The sequence below is a fragment of the Methanobrevibacter sp. genome (assembly GCF_045116495.1).
Taxonomy (GTDB): domain Archaea; phylum Methanobacteriota; class Methanobacteria; order Methanobacteriales; family Methanobacteriaceae; genus Methanocatella.
Map to the genome: position 1 here is coordinate 1 of NZ_JBGULU010000202.1, position 18,255 is coordinate 18,255.

The 18,255-nt window shown below is 34.0% G+C and carries 21 protein-coding genes and 1 pseudogene; 20 read left to right on the top strand and 2 right to left on the bottom strand.

Going from position 1 to position 18,255, the window contains the following annotated elements; translation table 11 throughout:
- From truD to ACJMLH_RS10800, 5 genes are all read left to right on the top strand, one after another.
- On the top strand, window positions 1-304 hold a 304-nt coding region (gene truD / locus ACJMLH_RS10780; protein WP_405277582.1), incomplete at its 5' end, for a tRNA pseudouridine(13) synthase TruD.
- Between the two features lie 28 nt (window positions 305-332).
- On the top strand, window positions 333-1,001 hold the full coding sequence (locus ACJMLH_RS10785; protein WP_405277585.1) for a zinc-ribbon domain-containing protein: 669 nt from the start codon (window positions 333-335) through the stop codon (window positions 999-1,001).
- A gap of 22 nt (window positions 1,002-1,023) precedes the next feature.
- Window positions 1,024-1,413, top strand: a complete 390-nt coding sequence (locus tag ACJMLH_RS10790; RefSeq protein WP_405277588.1) for a DUF126 domain-containing protein — start codon at window positions 1,024-1,026, stop codon at window positions 1,411-1,413.
- Between the two features lie 7 nt (window positions 1,414-1,420).
- The gene (locus ACJMLH_RS10795) at window positions 1,421-2,635 is read left to right on the top strand and encodes an amidohydrolase family protein (RefSeq protein WP_405277590.1); all 1,215 of its coding nucleotides are present in this window, start codon (window positions 1,421-1,423) and stop codon (window positions 2,633-2,635) included.
- Window positions 2,636-2,798: 163 nt separating this feature from the next.
- Entirely contained in the window at window positions 2,799-5,291 is a 2,493-nt protein-coding gene (locus tag ACJMLH_RS10800; RefSeq protein ID WP_405277592.1) for a heavy metal translocating P-type ATPase, read from the top strand.
- Window positions 5,292-5,296: 5 nt separating this feature from the next.
- On the opposite strand, the gene ACJMLH_RS10805 is transcribed toward ACJMLH_RS10800, so the two are convergent.
- A complete protein-coding gene (locus ACJMLH_RS10805; RefSeq protein ID WP_405277595.1) occupies window positions 5,297-6,148 on the bottom strand; it encodes a hypothetical protein in 852 nt (283 codons plus the stop codon).
- Between the two features lie 8 nt (window positions 6,149-6,156).
- On the bottom strand, window positions 6,157-7,506 hold the full coding sequence (gene purB / locus ACJMLH_RS10810; protein WP_405277598.1) for an adenylosuccinate lyase: 1,350 nt from the start codon (window positions 7,504-7,506) through the stop codon (window positions 6,157-6,159).
- 152 nt (window positions 7,507-7,658) lie between these two features.
- Between purB and ACJMLH_RS10815 the strand changes: the two genes are divergently transcribed.
- The 15 genes and pseudogenes from ACJMLH_RS10815 to ACJMLH_RS10885 all read left to right on the top strand — a co-directional run.
- Window positions 7,659-7,862 (top strand): helix-turn-helix transcriptional regulator, encoded by a 204-nt coding sequence (locus ACJMLH_RS10815; RefSeq protein ID WP_405277601.1) that lies wholly within the window; start codon window positions 7,659-7,661, stop codon window positions 7,860-7,862.
- Between the two features lie 411 nt (window positions 7,863-8,273).
- Window positions 8,274-8,732, top strand: coding sequence for a CPBP family intramembrane glutamic endopeptidase (locus ACJMLH_RS10820; protein WP_405277604.1), 459 nt, complete (start codon window positions 8,274-8,276; stop codon window positions 8,730-8,732).
- A 22-nt stretch (window positions 8,733-8,754) separates the two neighbouring features.
- A complete protein-coding gene (locus ACJMLH_RS10825; RefSeq protein WP_405277607.1) occupies window positions 8,755-9,153 on the top strand; it encodes a hypothetical protein in 399 nt (132 codons plus the stop codon).
- 91 nt (window positions 9,154-9,244) lie between these two features.
- On the top strand, window positions 9,245-10,741 hold the full coding sequence (gene trpE / locus ACJMLH_RS10830; RefSeq protein ID WP_405277610.1) for an anthranilate synthase component I: 1,497 nt from the start codon (window positions 9,245-9,247) through the stop codon (window positions 10,739-10,741).
- Window positions 10,738-11,322, top strand: coding sequence for an anthranilate synthase component II (locus tag ACJMLH_RS10835; RefSeq protein ID WP_405277613.1), 585 nt, complete (start codon window positions 10,738-10,740; stop codon window positions 11,320-11,322). Before trpE ends, ACJMLH_RS10835 begins: the two co-directional genes overlap by 4 nt.
- Window positions 11,319-12,326: an anthranilate phosphoribosyltransferase gene (gene trpD / locus ACJMLH_RS10840; protein WP_405277616.1), complete on the top strand. Its 1,008-nt coding sequence runs from the start codon at window positions 11,319-11,321 to the stop codon at window positions 12,324-12,326. Before ACJMLH_RS10835 ends, trpD begins: the two co-directional genes overlap by 4 nt.
- 5 nt (window positions 12,327-12,331) lie before the next feature.
- The gene (gene trpC / locus ACJMLH_RS10845; RefSeq protein ID WP_405277619.1) at window positions 12,332-13,108 is read left to right on the top strand and encodes an indole-3-glycerol phosphate synthase TrpC; all 777 of its coding nucleotides are present in this window, start codon (window positions 12,332-12,334) and stop codon (window positions 13,106-13,108) included.
- Window positions 13,101-13,700: a phosphoribosylanthranilate isomerase gene (locus tag ACJMLH_RS10850; protein ID WP_405277622.1), complete on the top strand. Its 600-nt coding sequence runs from the start codon at window positions 13,101-13,103 to the stop codon at window positions 13,698-13,700. The genes trpC and ACJMLH_RS10850 overlap by 8 nt, the downstream gene beginning before the upstream one ends.
- A complete protein-coding gene (gene trpB, locus ACJMLH_RS10855; RefSeq protein WP_405277624.1) occupies window positions 13,697-14,881 on the top strand; it encodes a tryptophan synthase subunit beta in 1,185 nt (394 codons plus the stop codon). Before ACJMLH_RS10850 ends, trpB begins: the two co-directional genes overlap by 4 nt.
- Window positions 14,874-15,647, top strand: a complete 774-nt coding sequence (gene trpA / locus ACJMLH_RS10860) for a tryptophan synthase subunit alpha (protein ID WP_405277627.1) — start codon at window positions 14,874-14,876, stop codon at window positions 15,645-15,647. Before trpB ends, trpA begins: the two co-directional genes overlap by 8 nt.
- 71 nt (window positions 15,648-15,718) lie before the next feature.
- On the top strand, window positions 15,719-16,453 hold the full coding sequence (gene pcn / locus ACJMLH_RS10865) for a proliferating cell nuclear antigen (pcna) (RefSeq protein ID WP_405277630.1): 735 nt from the start codon (window positions 15,719-15,721) through the stop codon (window positions 16,451-16,453).
- A gap of 55 nt (window positions 16,454-16,508) precedes the next feature.
- Complete coding sequence (locus ACJMLH_RS10870) at window positions 16,509-17,399, top strand: hypothetical protein (protein ID WP_405277632.1); 891 nt, start codon at window positions 16,509-16,511, stop codon at window positions 17,397-17,399.
- Between the two features lie 216 nt (window positions 17,400-17,615).
- A complete protein-coding gene (locus tag ACJMLH_RS10875) occupies window positions 17,616-17,894 on the top strand; it encodes a 50S ribosomal protein L44e (RefSeq protein WP_292743332.1) in 279 nt (92 codons plus the stop codon).
- A gap of 9 nt (window positions 17,895-17,903) precedes the next feature.
- On the top strand, window positions 17,904-18,083 hold the full coding sequence (locus ACJMLH_RS10880; protein WP_042691937.1) for a 30S ribosomal protein S27e: 180 nt from the start codon (window positions 17,904-17,906) through the stop codon (window positions 18,081-18,083).
- A gap of 63 nt (window positions 18,084-18,146) precedes the next feature.
- A pseudogene (locus tag ACJMLH_RS10885) lies at window positions 18,147-18,255 on the top strand (translation initiation factor IF-2 subunit alpha); the annotation flags it as partial.

The following is an 18,255-nucleotide window of genomic DNA, read 5'->3' on the forward strand; positions in this document are numbered from 1 at the left end:
GATTACAAACTTTGAAGCTAATCCTACCTGTCCACTGTTCGGTACTAAAGTTCCGTTTGCAGGCGGTGAAGTCGGTAAAATGGAAGAAGATATATTAAAGAAATATGACATTACAAAACAGGATTTTGAAGTTCCTAAAATGCCAAGATTAGGTAGTCACGGACTTAGACGTCAAATGCGTTTCCAGGTATGGGACTGCAATGCAACTCCTACAGATGAAGGTGTTTTATGCGAATTTTCAATTGATAAAGGGTCTTATGCAACCGCTGTTTTGAGAGAGATAATGAAAAAAGATATAATTTAAATAACTTAAATTAAAACATGGTGATAATATGGTGACATGTCCTGATTGTGGAAAAGATGTAACGGATGCAAAATTCTGTTCAAATTGCGGAGCAACTTTAAAACCTCCTGTTGAAGAACCTGTTGAAGAGACAGTTGAGTTAGTTGAGGATAATGCTCCTGTTGAAGAACCTGTTGATGATGTCAGTGATGATGTTATTGATGTTGAAGTAAATCAAGAATCTTCAAATGATGAAATTGATGCGGCTGTAGTTAAAAAAACTAAATTCTGTACTAACTGTGGAAGAGAAGTTGAACTTGAAACCGTATTCTGTCCTCAATGTGGTACCAGATTTGATGAAGAAAAAGTTGAACCTCAAACTAAATTCTGCCAGTCTTGTGGTAAAAAAATTAACATTAACGCTGAAATTTGTCCTCATTGTGGTGTTAGAGTCGCTAATGTCAGATCATATGAAGAGAAAAATGTATTATTGTCTGCAATTTTAAGCTTTTTATTCCCAGGTTTAGGCCACTTATATCTTGGTTTAAACAAAAAAGCAGTTTCATTTATCATTGCTTATATTGTATCAGCCGTACTTATAATATTGTTTGTAGGTGTTGTTTTAATGATTATAGTATGGGTTTGGGCTTTAATTGATTCAATTAAATCCACAGAAGCTATTAACAAAGGAGAATTCGTTGAAGATAAATTATTCTAATTTCCTAATTTAAGTGATTGTTATGATTGAATGTAGAAGTATTGCAAAAGGAAAAGGAAAAGGCGAATTGATTGTTTCAGGAGAACCTATCAGCTTTTTAGGTGGGGTAAATCCTGAAAATGGTAAAGTCATTGATCCCAATCACGAATTGAAAGGCCAAAGTATCAAAGATAAGGTCTTGTTTATTCCGGGAGGAAAAGGATCCACAGTGGGATCTTATGTAATTTTCCAAATGATGAAAAACAATACTGCTCCTAAAGCTATAATTTGTTTGAATGCAGAGCCAATTATAGCTACTGGTGCTATAATGTCTGATATTCCAATGGTTGACTCTCCTAGCGAAACTAAAGATTTAACTAATGGAACTATGGTTGAAGTTGATGGCGATAACGGAACAATAGAATTTATCTAGGGATAATATGCAAACTCTAATTGAAAATGTTAATGTAATTAACCCGTTTGAAGAAATTGAAACTCATCAGAATGTGTTGATTGAAAATAATTTGATTAAAGAGATTTCTCCATCCATCAATACTAAGGACAATGTTAATGTTATTGATGGTGAGGACAACTATATGCTTTCAGGATTTATAGATTGCCATACTCATATTTTTGCAAAGGGTTTCCACAAAGAGGAAAATATGGCAAATCCATTGGGAATTCATTTTTACAATGCTGTTCCTCATTCCCTTCAAACAATAAATGCCGGAGTTACATCAATTAGAGATTGCGGATCTGCCGATTTGAGTTTTAAATTGGCTCAGCAAAGAAAACTGTTTATTGCTCCTAAGATTCATTTATCAATTACTCCGTTGGTCATGACCGGAGGACACTTCGATTTGCTTTTGCCATCCGGATTTGACATGGAGATAATGTATCCAGGTTTTCCAAAAGGACGATGTGATGGTATTGAAGAAGTCCTAAAAAAGACACGTGAAATTAAAAGGGCCGGTGCTGATTTTATAAAAGTAATGGCAAGTGGTGGAGTTTTAACTACTAATACCTCACCTGAATTTGCACAGTTCAATAAAAAAGAGCTCAAGACAATTGTAAAAGAAGCCGCTGCAAATAATATGAAAGTTTCAGCACATTGCCACAGTTTAAAAGGTATGAACAATTGCATCGATGCAGGATTTTCATCAATAGAACATGGAACATTTATTGATAAGAAAACCGCTTGCAGAATGGCTAAAAAGAATGTTACTCTTGTTCCTACATTACTGGTTCATCACTTCTTATATAAGGCAGGTTTCCCGGCATGGGATAATTATGCGGCTGAAAAAACAGCCAAGTTAAAAGAGATAGTTAAAGTCCACAAGGAAAACATATCTGTTGCCTATGAGCAAGGCGTCAATATACTGATGGGAACAGATAGTGGGGTAATTCCTCATGGTCATAATTTGGAGGAGTTAATTCATTTGACTGATATTGGAATGAGTGAAAATGAAGCAATAGCAAGCGGAACTCAAAAGGCTGCAGAATTTTTAGGCCATGATAATTTGGGTTTGGTAAAGGAAAACTATGTTGCGGATTTAATTCTAGTTAATTCAAATCCTTTAGATGATGTTTCTGTTTTAAGTGATAATAACAATATTCTTAAGGTAATTCAGGATGGAATTGAAGTCAAGAATTAATAAGTAAGTATTGTATTCTTCTTTATAATTGGATATCTGAAAGATATTTGGAAGAACAATATTCACAAGGATATCCAAGTTACTATTTTTTTAGTGTAACCTAAACTTTTATAATGATTGAGGGCAATATATTGTTTCATAGTATGAGAACGGTTGTGATGTTATGGTAAAGCATAAGCATATGGATTTGCCGATTGAAGGAATGCACTGCGCTTCCTGTGTATTAAGTGTTAATAAGACTTTTGGTAAAATTGAAGGTGTGGAAGAAGTCGATGCGGACCTTGCAGCAAATAAATTGCATATTACAGTAGACACTAAAAAGATTTCTTATGAAGAGATGGAAAGGTTAGTGAAAAATCTAGGTTTTGAACTCCACACGGATGAAATGACTTTAAGGATTCAGGGAATGCACTGCGCTTCATGTACAATGAACGTTGAGAATTTTCTAATCAGACTTGATGGAATTTTCGATGTAAAAGCAGATTTGACATCACAATCAGCAAGAATAAGATATGACTCTTCTAAAGTAACATTGGATGAAATAGAAAAGGTAATTGAATCTTTAGGTTTTGAACTTTTAGGCGTTGAAGGACAAACTGAAATAGATGAGGAAGCTATTTATCAAAAGGATTTGGCTGAAAAACGTAATAGGATTATTGTTGGATTAATTGCATCAGCCATTTTGATGATTCTGATGTTTACAATGTGGGATCCTTTAGCAGGAATTGTAAATAGTTTGAATCAGGCTACTGGTCTTGACATATCTTCTGTTGGTCTTTTATCATTGCTTGTAAGTATTGCTCCATTTTTATATGTTTCCCTGCCGATTTTAAAAGCCGGAATCAATGGTCTGATGCATAAGAACTTGAATATGGATGTAATGTATTCTATGGGTATTCTTGTGGCTTATGTTTCAAGTATTCTCGGAACATTTCACATAGTTCTGGACCATTCTTTCATGTTTTATGACTCAGCTGTAATGCTTCCAGCATTTTTAATGATTGGAAGATACCTTGAAGCAAGAGCCAAAAAAAGAACTTCCGATTCCATTCGAGAATTAATAGGCCTTCAGCCTACAGTTGCAACAGCTATTGAACTTGATGAAAATGGCGAAATCATATCTCAGAAAGAAGTTTCCATTGCAGATATCCAAATTGAGGATTTGCTGCTGGTAAAACCTGGTGAAAAAATCCCTGTTGATGGTGATGTTGTAGGTGGGGAGTCTTACGTTGATGAATCAATGATTAATGGTGAGCCAATCCCTAAGGTTAAAAAGGATGGGGAAGAGGTATTTGCAGGTACAATTAATCAGGACGGTGTTTTATACATTAGGGCTCAAAAGATTGGAAAGGAAACTGTACTGTCAAATATTATCCGTTTGGTTGAAAAGGCTCAGTCTTCAAGACCTCCTGTTCAAAAATTTGCAAATACGATTGTATCCTACTTTATTCCTGTCATTTTAACAATAGCTATTGCAGTATTCTTGATTTGGTATTTTGTACTGGGAGCTACATTGTTATTCTCTTTAACATGTCTTATTTCAATTTTGGTTGTTGCATGTCCGTGTGCACTGGGTCTTGCAACACCTACTGCAGTTACTGTTGGTGTTGGAAGGGCTGCCGAATTCGGTATACTAATTAAAAACGGAGATACTTTGGAAAATGCAGGTCAAATTGATGTGGCGGCTTTTGATAAGACAGGAACAATAACAGAAGGAAAACCTGAAGTTGATGATATAATAGCTTATGGAATTTCTGAAGATGAACTGATTAAGCTTGCGGCAAGTGTAGAGCAAAATTCCAATCATCCAATTGCAAAAGCTATTGTAAACAAAGCTAAAGAATTGAATTTGGAACTTGACCAGACTAGTGAATTTGAAAATGTAACAGGTAAGGGCCTTAAAGCTAAACTAAATGGAAATGATGTTTTTGCAGGTAATTTGGCATTAATGCAGGCCAATGAAATTGATGTTTCACAGAATCTAGTGGACAAATATCATGAACTTGAAAGTCAAAGCAAAACCATAATATTTTTGGCATGCGATAAATCCGTAAATGGAATTTTAAGCTTATCTGATAAAATCAAATCAAATTCCAAAAGAACAATTGATGAACTGCATAAAATGGATGTTGAAACCTACATGCTTACAGGGGACAATGAATCCACAGCCCTCAATGTGGCCCGTGAAGTTGGAATCGATAATGTCCGTGCAGGAGTACTGCCTGAAAATAAATTAAGCATTGTAAAAGAAACCCAAGCCAACAATACCAAAAAGGTCTTGTTCGTTGGAGACGGTATCAATGATGCTCCAGCATTAACACAAGCGGATATAGGTGTGGCTATGGGCAATGGAACAGATATTGCTATGGAAAGTGGTGATATTGTTGTCATGGAAGGAGATTTGGAAAATGTAGTTGCTGCAGTACAATTCTCTAAAAAAGTAATGAGGAGAATTAAAGAAAATATCTTCTGGGCATTTGCATATAACTCTATTTTAATTCCAGTGGCGGCAGGAGTACTGTATCCTACATTTGGAATAACATTTAAACCGGCACTTGCAGGTCTGGCAATGGCATTGAGTTCTGTAACAGTCATATCCCTATCATTAATGCTCAAGAGATATGTTCCGGAAATAAAAAGAAAAAGTAAAAATTAATTGGTCTAATGATCAATTAATTCTAATTTTAATTTTCCAAGTTTTGGTGCAAGGAAGTTATAGAATATGGCTATGAGTGCTCCATCAATGAATGCACCAATAAATCCGCTGACGACATTTGCAAGAAGTGTTGTTATTTGCCCTCCGCTGATTAATGAAATAAGTGCAACGATAAGGTTTAAAATACCTCCTACAACTGCAAAAACAATTGCTAGTTTTAAAACGTCAACAGAATCAATTGCAGTCATATTGTCTTCTTTGGATAAGTTAACAATTGCTCCACGACCGGTATTTGCAAAAATGTTGTAGATGTAACATCCAAGCAAAACAAATACAAAGGATATTATAAATGTACCGAAGATTATCATGGCAATTGTAACAGGTTGGCTTAAAAGCAATAGAATTTGATAAAGGCTATATGCTACTGTTTCCTGACCTGAAAGCATTAATGTCTGTATTACTGAATTGAATAACAGTGGGAGTACGAATACTGAAACCAAATAAAGCAAAATGACTTGTATTGTCATAATCATGGATATGATAATTGCAGTTTCGGTAGTTGTGACTTTAACGATTTCTTTTTCATCTTTGAAAACCATTTTTATTGTATTTAGCTTTTTTGCTAGTACATTATAAAGATAGCCTTGGCAAAATGCATTATATACAGTATACATTAATGTTCCGATTACTATTGTGGAAATCAAGTAAATTGAGCCTCCAACAAAAGCAGGACTTATAATTCCTATTCCTATAGTCAAAACTATTGACGAAATTATTGAAAATAAAACTGCAATAGCTGTTGTGATTATTGTATAGGATGCCAAATCAACAGATTTTAATTCTTTTATAGAACTCATAAAAACACCTAGAACCAGTCTTTAGATTTTTCAAGCAATTCGTCGATGATTATTGAGATTGAACCGACATAGGTATGAGGATCCATTATTTTTTCTACATCCTCTTCGGTCAAGTATTTCTGGACTTCTTCGTCTTCTAAGATTAATTCTCCCAATAACAGTTTTTCTTTATTGGCTTTAATTGCATTTTTTCTTACAATACCATATGCGGTTTGTTTTCCCATTCCTGCACGAGTAAGTTCTGCCATTAATCTTTCAGCCATAATTAAACCGTTGGTTAGGTTTAAGTTTCTTTCGATGTTTTCATCATAGAAGATTAGATTATTCATTAATTTAATTGTCAAGTTGAGAATGTAATCGGTTAAAATACAGCTTTCTGGAAACATGATTCTTTCACAGGAGGAATTGGTCAAGTCTCTTTCATGCCAAAGAGGGTTGTTATCCAAAGCTGCGTTAACATATGATTTTATTATTCTTGCAACACCACAGATTCTTTCAGCAGTGATTGGATTCATTTTGTGAGGCATTGTACTACTGCCCACTTGCTTTTCAGGATCAAAGAATTCTCCAACTTCCATCAGTTCGGTTCTTTGTAAGCTTCTGATTTCCAATCCGATTTTATCTAAAGTACTTGCAATATTAGCTAAAACGCTAATGAATTCCACGTGGTTGTCTCTTTGAACAACTTGGTTTGTGATTGTTGCAGCAGGCAGTCCTAAGATTTCTGCTACGGTTTTGTGAATTTCCCATCCTTGTTCACCTAATGCAGCTGTTGTTCCTACAGCTCCATCCATCATACCAATACAAACGTTTTGTTCGGCATGTTCCAGTCTTACATATTGTCTGTGGAGTTCATCTGCCCAAATACCAAATTTCATACCGTATGTGGTTGGAAGTGCATGTTGGCCGTGAGTACGTCCGATACATACTTTCATTTTATTTTCTTCGGTTAATTTGAGCATTATTTTAGTTAATCTTTCTAATTTTTCTTTTAATACATTAATGGAATCTTTTATAAGCAATGAATTGGAACTGTCTACAATATCATTGGATGTAGCTCCGAAGTGCACATATTCACCGGCGCCATTTTCACAAACTTCAGTTATTGATTTTGATAATGCTGCAATATCGTGGTTGGTTTCTGCTTCAATTTCTTTCATTCTTTCTAATTTTACGTAATTTGTATTTGCTTTTGCAGCTATTTCATCTGCAACTTCTTGTGGGATGATGCCAAGTTTTCCTTCAGCTTGAGCCAATGCAGATTCTACATCTAGCATCTTTTGTAATTTATTTTCTTCTTCCCAGATATTTTTCATTTCTGGGGTACCATACCTAAATTCAATTGGATGTATAGCCATTTTTTATCAACTCTATTAAATTAATTAAAACATATAATAATTATCTAATTAATGTTTATTAAATTTTGGTGATTTTCAAAACATTTATATATGCTATATTAAAAGAAATTAACACAACCACTATAATCATTTGGTTATAGGAGGGTGAGTATATGGAAACAAAAATTCGGCAATTACGCCAGGAAAAAGGCATTACTCAACAGGAATTGGCTGAATCTGTTGGAGTCACACGCCAAACAATTAACGCTTTAGAAAATGCTCGTTATAATCCTTCCTTATTATTAGCCTATCGCATTACAAAGATTTTAGGCAAAAATTCTATTGAAGATGTTTTCATGTTTAATGAAGATGATTGAATGAGATTTTGAATTAGTATATAATTTATGGTTGTTTATGTTAATATATATGCTATCTTATTTCTGATTGGTATAAATTAACTATTTTTGATGTTTATGTCTGGATTTAATGATGATCTTAAAAATATTAAAATAAAGGACTTGGCTATTTTTATTATTGTTTCTTTTTTAATTTTGTATGTTTTAAGTAGATTGACACAGGGGATAATTAATCAAAAGTGGTTTTATGTGATCATATTATTTTATTTTCTTTTTAAATTGAAAAATTCTTTGGGTGACTTTAAAGAGGATTTTTCAAATGTTTTTTCGAATATTCAGCTGAAATATATTCTGTTGATTGTTTTTGCCAATATTTTCTTTTCGTATGGAATGCTGTACCTGTCGAATAATCTGGTTATTCATTTTCCTGTGTTGAAGTTTTTAGCCGGATTTTATGTACCGTCAATGTCTCTTACCGGTTCTCTGCCTATTTTGGGCATTTTTGTTTCTACAGTAATTATTTCTCCGATAGCTGAGGAATTGATATTCAGGGGTGTTTTACTAAATCGTCTGAAGTTAATCACTCCTACACTCTTTGCGGTATTGGTTTCCTCGTTACTGTTCGGTGCTCTTCACAGTTTCGGAAGCATTATTTCTGCTTTTGTATTTGCAATTTGCATGGCTATTTTATATTTGAAGACTGAAAACATTTGTGTTGCAATACTGGCTCACTTTTTGAACAATCTTTTTGCTGAAATAATAAGATATGCTGACTATAATCGTTTGATATTTACAAATGATATTGTAATTTCTATTGTATCTATTCTCGCAATCGTTTCAGCTATAATTCTTGCAACTTCAATAATCACGGAATTGAATAGAATTAAATAATAAAGGATATAGATATCTTAATATGGATTTGAAAAAAATTGGTATCCTTCTAATATTTGTCGGAATCTTTGTTACAATCATGTTTATTGGCAATGACAAGATTTTTGTCCCTGCATTGACTGTAACAGTTTTAGGATTTTTCATAACTGTTGTAGGATTTGTATCTGACATTAGAAAACAAAAAATCATCAACGATAAGCTTGACAAGGACATAGGTTCTGTTCTTCAGCCTTTGATTACAAAATATTCCAATTTGAATCAGCAGTATCGCAGTAAATATGAGGGAGAAGAATACGTTCAAAAAAGATTGGAGTTAAATAAGGATTTGGAAAGGGAAATATCAGAAAAACTTCCTTATTTGAAAAGTAGGGAAATCAAAAAGATTGTTATTCAGTTTTCAAAAGAGCAGGATAAGCTCTAGTTATATTTTTTTTAACATATTTTTCAATGTACAAATAAAGACAACAAGGTTTTAAATAGTACATTGTATAGATTATATACTTAGTGATAGAATGTTTTCCCCAAGTTTAGAAGAAGCAAAAAATATTTCAAAAAATAAGGAATATAAGCGAATACCTATATCTTATGAATTATTTTCAGATATAGCTACTCCAATAGAAGTTTTAAGAGTTTTAAAAGGAATCAGTAATCATTGTTACATGCTGGAAAGTATCGAAGATGCAGAAAAATGGGGAAGATACTCTTTTTTAGGTTTTAACCCGCTTTTAGAATTCACATGTCAGGACGGTACTGTGAAAATTAAAGGTAGTGAAAACTTTGATGAATTCAATGATGATGAAACAGTCATTGAAACAGATAATCCAAGTGAAATAATTAAGGATTTGGTAAATAAGAATAAATCTCCAAAACTGGATTATTTGCCTCCATTTACCGGAGGTTTTGTCGGTTATTTTGCTTATGATTATATTAAATATTCAGAGCCTTCCTTGAATCTCGATGCCGAAAATCAGGATCAGTTCAAAGACATAGACCTAATGCTATTTGATAAGGTAATTGCATTCGATAACTTCAAACAGAAAATAATTTTAATTTCGAATATCAAAACAGATGATTTGGAAAATAATTATAAAAATGCATGTGATGATTTAAAACAATTGGCAGAACTAATCAAAAACGGTAAAAAGGCAGAAATAGAACCTTTAAAATTAAAATCTGATTTTAAACCAGTTTTTTCACGTGAAAAATATTGTGACATGGTATTAAAAGCCAAACATTACATCAAAGAGGGGGATATTTTCCAGGTTGTATTGTCTAATAGGATAGAGGCGGAAATCTCCGGAAGTCTGTTTGATACTTACAGGGTCCTAAGAACAACCAATCCTTCTCCCTATATGTTTTATTTCTCAAGCAATGACATTGAAATTGCCGGTGCATCTCCTGAAACACTGGTAAAATTAACAGACAGGCAATTGTATACCTTCCCGTTAGCCGGAACAAGGCCTCGCGGAAAAAACGAAGAGGAGGATTTGGAACTTGAAAAAGAATTGCTGGGCGATGAAAAGGAATTGGCAGAACATAATATGCTTGTGGATTTAGGTAGAAATGACATAGGAAGAATTTCAGAAATAGGTTCAGTCCATGTTGATAAGTATCTGTCCATAGAAAGATTTTCTCATGTAATGCATATAGGATCTACAGTAAGCGGAACCTTAAGAAGCGATTTGGATTCTCTTGTAGCTATAGATTCAATTTTACCTGCAGGAACATTATCCGGGGCTCCAAAAATAAGGGCCTGTGAAATAATCAACGAATTGGAAGACAATAAAAGAGGAATATATGGTGGAGCTATAGGATATGTGGATTTGAGTGGAAATATTGATACATGCATTTCAATTAGAATAGCATTTGCAAGAAACAACAAGGTTTTCATCCGTTCAGGTGCCGGAATCGTAGCTGATAGTGTTCCTGAAATGGAATTTGAGGAATCTTTAAACAAAGCGGCTGCAGTAATAGATGCGCTGAAACTTGCAGACGGAGGGATAGAATGATTTTACTGATTGACAATTACGATAGTTTTTCATATAACTTATTTCAACTGATTGGAGAAGTCAATCCTGACATTAAGGTTGTAAGGAATGACAAGATAACTGTCGAAGAAATATCTGCCCTGAATCCAGAATGCATTATCTTGTCTCCTGGACCTGGAAAACCAAAGGATGCTGGAATCTGCATAGAAGTTGTATTGAATTTTTATGATAAAATCCCGATTTTGGGGGTCTGTCTGGGCCATCAATCAATTTGCGAAGCCTTTGGAGGAACAATTTCCCATGCTTCCAGATTAATGCACGGAAAATCCTCAATGATTTCACTTGATTATGATTATATTTTTAAGGGATTGCCGTCTGAAATAACAGTGGGCAGATACCACTCCTTAAGTTTGATTGAGGATACGCTTCCCGATTGTTTGGAAATCATTTCAAAAGCAAAAGATGACGGAGAAATCATGGCAGTAAAACATAAGGACTTCAATGTCTACGGACTTCAATTCCACCCGGAATCAATTTTAACACCGGATGGATTAACAATTATCGAAAATTTCATAGAAAAAGTTAACAGAGGTATTTTATGATTAAGGAAGCAATTTTAAAAGTATATAAACATGAAAATTTAACTTATGAGGAAGCTTATCAGACAATGGATGAAATCATGAGTGGTGAAGCTAGTGAGGTACAAATGAGTGCATACCTGACAGCAATGTCCATGAAAGGAGAGACAATCGATGAAATCACCGCTTCTGCTGAAGCTATGAGGGCTCATTGTGTAAGATTATTGAATGATGAAGAAGTACTGGAGATTGTTGGAACTGGAGGAGACGGTTCAAATACTTTTAACATATCCACAACATCTTCTATTGTCATTTCAGCAGCGGGGATTCCAGTAGCTAAACACGGAAACAGGTCTGCATCAAGCAAATGTGGTGCAGCTGATGTTTTAGAAGAGTTGGGAGTTAACATTCACGTTGATCCCGAAAAAAGTTTAAAATGTCTTAAAGAAATAAATTTATGTTTCTTGTTTGCTCAGAATTATCACCTGGCAATGAAATATGTAGCAGGCGTTCGTAAGGAGCTGTCAATCAGGACAATATTTAATATTCTCGGGCCTTTGACCAGTCCTGCAGGGGCAACAATGGAAGTTCTGGGTGTTTATGAACAGGAACTTGTAGAGCCTCTAACCCAGGTTTTGAAAAATTTAGGCGTAAAATCCGCAATGACCGTTTATGGAATTGACGGTATGGATGAAATATCTGTAAGCGATAAAACTGCAGTCTGTGAACTTAAAGACGGAGAGATAATGACCTATGAAATCACTCCTGAATACTTCGGAATGGAAAAGGCATCCAAACAGGATTTGGTTGGGGGAGATGCAAAGGAAAATGCAAAAATTACTTTATCAATCCTGAATGGTGAAAAAGGACCTAAAAGAAATGCAGTTTTACTTAATTCCGCTGCGGGATTATACACAGCAGGCAAAGTTGATTCCTTACGTGATGGAGTAAAATTGGCAGAAGAGATAATAGACTCTGGAAAAGCATTAGAACAACTTGAAAAATTTATTGAATGTACTAATAGATGATTAAAATGTTGGATGAAATTGTAGAAAAAACCAAAGAAAGATTGATTGAATCAAAAAAGAACAAATCATTGGATGAACTTAAGGAAGAAGTTCAGAAATTAGAAATTACTCAGGATTTTCCATTTAAAAAGGCTTTAAGTGGAGATGAGATATCAATAATTGCTGAAGTTAAAAGGGCATCTCCTTCAAAAGGTTTGATTGCTGAAGATTTTGATTATCTGAGCATTGCTAAGGAATATGAAGAGGCAGGTGCATCAGCTATTTCTGTTTTAACAGAACCTTACTTTTTTAAAGGGTCAAATGATTATTTAAAAGAGATTTCCCAGTGTGTAAATATACCAATCTTGAGGAAAGATTTCATTGTTGATGAATATATGGTTTGGGAAGCTAAGGCAATAGGAGCATCAGCAGTGCTTCTGATTGTTTCAATCTTATCTATAGTGGAGCTTAAGAAATTTTTGGATTTGGCTCATGACTTGGGTCTTTCTGCAATTGTTGAAACTCATGATGGTGATGAAATCAGGACTGCCCTTAATGTTGGTGCGGAAATAATTGGTGTCAACAATAGGGATTTGACAGATTTCACAGTAAACATTGAAAATAGTATCAGCCTACGTAGATGTGTTAGTGGTGATGTTATATTTATTTCTGAAAGTGGCATCAAAACACCTGAAGATGTAAGGAGATTGAAGGAAAATAATGTTGATGCAGTTTTAATTGGCGAAACTTTAATGAAAAGCAAGGATAAAAACTCAATGATTTCGGAGTTGAAAAATGGTTAAAATCAAAATCTGTGGACTTCGACGTTTTGAAGATATAGAAATGGTAAACAAATATAAACCGGATTATATTGGTTTTGTATTTGCTGATTCAAAAAGAAAAGTGTCTCATAATCTTGCATTACAATTGAAAGCTAAATTAAGTCCGGATATAATTTCAGTAGGTGTTTTCGTAGATGCCGTACCTGATGAAATATTGAAATTATATGAAGATGATGTAATTGAAATTGCACAGCTTCACGGTAGTGAAAGTGAAGATTATATTAAAGATTTAAAAGAAAATACTAACAACAAATTAAAAATTATCAAAGCCATTGAAATGTCTGAAAATGAGGATTTGTCAGGATATGAGAATTCTCTTGCAGATTATCTGCTTCTTGATAGTGGAAAAGGAAGTGGAAAAACCTTTGACTGGCGTTTAATAAGAAATGATTTAAAAAAAGAATTTTTCCTGGCCGGGGGAATTAATTCAGACAATGTAAAAAAGGCTATTGAAGAATTCGACCCTTATGCGATTGATTTAAGTTCAAGCTTAGAAACTGACGGTTATAAAGATGAAAATAAAATTAAGGAGATTATGGAGGTTATACGTTGAATAACGGAAGATACGGTGAATATGGCGGTCAATACATATCTGAAACATTAATGAATGAACTGCTGTATTTGGAAGAGCAATATAATCATTATATGAATGATCCTGATTTTGTAGAGGAATTAAATACATTATTAAAGGAATATGCCGGAAGACCTTCTCTGTTATATTATGCTAAAAGAATGACAGAAGACCTTGGTGGAGCAAAAATCTATTTGAAACGTGAAGATTTAAACCATACCGGAGCTCATAAAATTAACAATGTTCTAGGACAGGTATTGTTAGCTAAAAAAATGGGAAAAACAAGAGTAATTGCAGAAACCGGTGCAGGACAACATGGAGTTGCAACCGCTACCGCTGCAGCACTTTTAGACATGGAATGTGAAGTTTTCATGGGTGAAGTTGATACTAAAAGGCAGGCTTTGAATGTTTATAGAATGGAATTGTTGGGTGCGAAGGTACATTCAGTTAAATCAGGAACAAAAACACTTAAAGATGCAGTAAATGATGCATTCAGAGATTGGATTGCTCGTGTTCATGATACAAATTATGTTATCGGTTCAACAATGGGGCCGCATCCATTCCCGATGATTGTCCGTGATTTTCAAGCGGTCATAAGTGAAGAAGCTCGCCAGCAATTTTTGGAAGTTGAAGGAAGGCTTCCGACCGCAGTTATTGCCTGTGTTGGTGGTGGAAGTAATGCCATGGGGGCATTCTATAATTTCATTGACGATGAGGACGTAAGGCTGATTGGTTGTGAAGCTGGTGGAAAAGGTGTTGATACACCATATAATGCTGCTGCTTTAACCAACGGTAAAATTGGAATATTTCATGGAATGAAATCAATTTTCAACCAGGGTGATTATGGTCAGATTGCACCTGTTTATTCAGTCTCTGCTGGACTTGACTATCCTGGAGTAGGTCCTGAACATGCATATTTAAGAGACACAGGCAGAGCGGAATATGTCCCGATTAATGACGAAGAAGCGGTTGAAGCTTTTGAGTATTTGTCCAGAATGGAAGGTATCATTCCAGCTATTGAAAGCGCTCATGCAGTTGCACATGCGATGAAAATAGCTCCTGAGATGGATAATGATGATATAATTATGATTTGTCTTTCCGGAAGGGGAGATAAAGATGTAAGGTCAATTGCAGAATATAGGGGAGTTGATTTAAATGAGTAAAATAGCTAATGCATTTAAAAACGGAAAAGCGTTCATTGCATTTTTTACTGCAGGTGATCCGAATATTGAAAAAACTGTTGAATATGCGCTGGCAATGGAAGAGGCTGGTTGTGATTTAATTGAAATAGGTATTCCGTTTTCCGATCCTATGGCGGAAGGTGTTGTAATTCAGGATGCTAATGTACGTGCACTTGCTCAAAACACAACAACTGATGACGTATTTGAAGCAGTTAAGGCCATTCGTGAAAAAACCGATATTCCATTAGTATTTTTAACTTATATTAACCCGGTTTTCTTTTATGGATATGAAAAATTCTTTAAAAAGTGCAATGAGTTGGGTGTTGATGGAATAATATCACCTGACCTTCCTTATGAAGAAAAAGGTGAAATTGCTGAAATTGCCCTTAAGAATGATGTGGATGTCATTTCCCTGATTGCGCCAACATCAAAAGAAAGGATTCAAAAGATTGCTGGTGATGCAACCGGTTTTATTTATGTTGTTTCATCATTAGGAGTTACTGGAATGCGTTCAGAGATAAAAACAGATTTAAATTCCATAATAGCGGATATTCGTGATGTCACTGATTTGCCTTTGGCAGTCGGTTTTGGTATCAATACTCCAGAGCAGGCTTCTGAAATAGGTAAGATTGCAGACGGTGTTATTGTAGGTAGCGCTATTGTAAAGATTATTGAAGAACATGGTGAAAATGCGGAAGGGCCATTAATGGAATATGTTTCTAACATGAAAAAAGCCTGCAACGAATAATCGATTAAAAAGTAAAACTTATTATATATAAAAAATAAATATAAATTATATTATTATTTCGAGGATTATTTATGTTTAAAGCAGAATTAAGTGATTCTAGTATATTAAAAACCAGTTTTGAAGCTATTTCCTCAATTGTTGATGAAGTACAAATTCAAACTGATAGTGAAGGTATGAGATTAGATGCCTTAGACCGCAGTCACATAACTTTCGTACATTTAGAGTTAAAATCTAGCTTATTTGATGAATATGTTTGTGATGTTCCTGAAAAAATCAACATCGATACTGATGAGTTCATGAGAGTGCTTAAACGTGCTAAATCTCAGGATAGGGTTTTAATGTCTGTAGATGATAATAATTTCATCATTACTTTTGAAGGGGACGCTACTAGGACTTTTAAAATTAGATTAATAGATATTGAATATGATAACCCAGTCCCACCAAGTATTGAACACCCAACTAACTTCAAAGTTCGTTTCTCTATCTTAAAAGACAGTATTAATGATATTGATATATTTTCAGACAAGATTATACTTGAAGTTGATGAAGATTACTTTATCGCATCTGCTGACGGTGAATTCGGTGATGCAAGCATCAAATATCTTCACGGTGAAAATATTCAAGAACATGCAAAAGCTTTATTCTCATTGGATAAGATTAGAGAAATGCTTAAAGCAGATAAATTTTCAGAGGAAGCCGAAATTAGTTTAGGTACTGATATGCCATTAAGTTTAACTCTTAATATGGTTACTGGTGACGGTAAACTTAGTTTCTTGCTTGCTCCTAGATTAGAAACAGATGAATAATTTCATTTGTTTAACTTTTTTTTATTTTAAAAATTTTTTTTAGAGATGGTATTAAGTGGATCAATTTTACAAAACCTTGCGCAGTATTCAGAAAAAAGAGAGGAATAACGGTACTCTTTCTCGTGTAGATGAAACTTTTTACAATGATATGCATGTGTATATGGATATGTTAAAGCAAGAAGCAATTAATGATCCCTTTTCCAAGGCACCTGCAATGCTTAAAGAAGCTCAAATAATTGCTACGGATATTTGTCAGAGAAGAGAAACAAAAATTACAAATTCCGCAGTTTTGAATATTCACAGGTCATATCATCTATTCACTGGCACTCCCCAGTTTGATTTGATTGATACTACTCCTTTAAATTTAACTCCTGAAGAGGAAAAATTTTATTTTTCATTAGTCGACACTTTAAAAAATCATAGGCAAAACATTTCATTGGAAAAATTGGCTGAAGATGAAGAAGAGATTATTGATAAAAAAATAATCAAACCAAAAGAAACACAATCCAATACATTGATTTCTCCAGAGCCTGTTGAAAAAAAGGAAGATGATGAAGTATTGAATAGGTTAGATGAAATTTCTAAAGCCAAACCTATTGTTGGCGAGAAAAGGGAACCTATTGAAAAGCAAATCATCAATTCCCAAAATGCAATTTCAAAAAAAGAAGCTGTTAACATACCTAAAGCGACTAAACCTCAAAATAATGATATTGAAGAAAATCCCAATGCTTTAGATGAAAATGAAGAATTTTATGATTTTGAGGCCAAAAAAATTGCTAAGGAAACAGAACTTGTTACAATGTTGGTTTTTGATGAAATTGGTGCTATTGTGGGTGTTGATGAAAAAGTTTATGGTCCTTTCATGCCTCAGGATTTGGTAACCTTACCTTTGATAAATGCCAAAATATTTTTTAAAAATCGCAAGGGTAGACAAGTTAAAATTTAGCAGTTTGGGATTAACTTTAAATAACTTGATAAATATATATAATGAATGTATCTATTTGTGATATTAAAAAATTATATTTTTTTATAATTTGGATTTTTGCTGTCTGTAGACTTGATGCGTTACAATGCAGTTTTAATCTCTAACGTTTTCTAATAAAATTTGAGTTTAGATAAATTCATGGATAGGTTTACAATGACTTATTAATACGGTGAAAAAATGAAAATACCAAAAGAAAAAAGAACATACTGTCCTCACTGTAAAAGACACACTATGCATGAAGTACACACTGCTAAAAAAAGAAAAGCTAGTGAATTAACCTGGGGACAAAGACAATTCAGACGTGTAACTGCTGGTTACAGAGGTTATCCAAGGCCTTTACCTGCTGGAAACAAACCTGTTAAAAAATTAGACTTAAGACTTAAATGTAAAGAATGTGGTAAATCTCACATTAAACAATCTTTCAGAACTGGAAAACCAGAATTTGTAGCAAAATAGGTGATTAACATGGTTAGTAAAGGAAGAGGAAACTTTTTAAAAGTTAAATGTTTAGATTGTGACAATGAACAAATAATCTTTGATCGTGCAGCTTCTGACGTAAAATGTATTATTTGTGGTAAAACCCTTGTCAAATCTCGTGGTGCTAAAGCTAAAATCACAGCACACATTGAAAAAGTTTTAAACTAGATTTCTAGTTTTCAACTTATTTTTTACTATTTTTTATAATTTTTATTTAATGTTGGTGAGAGTATGGTAAGAAAAAGTCAAGAATGGCCTGATGAAGGGGAACTAATTGTCGGTACTGTTTACAAAGTTCTTAATTATGGGGCTTTTGCTAAATTAGAAGAATATCAGGGCA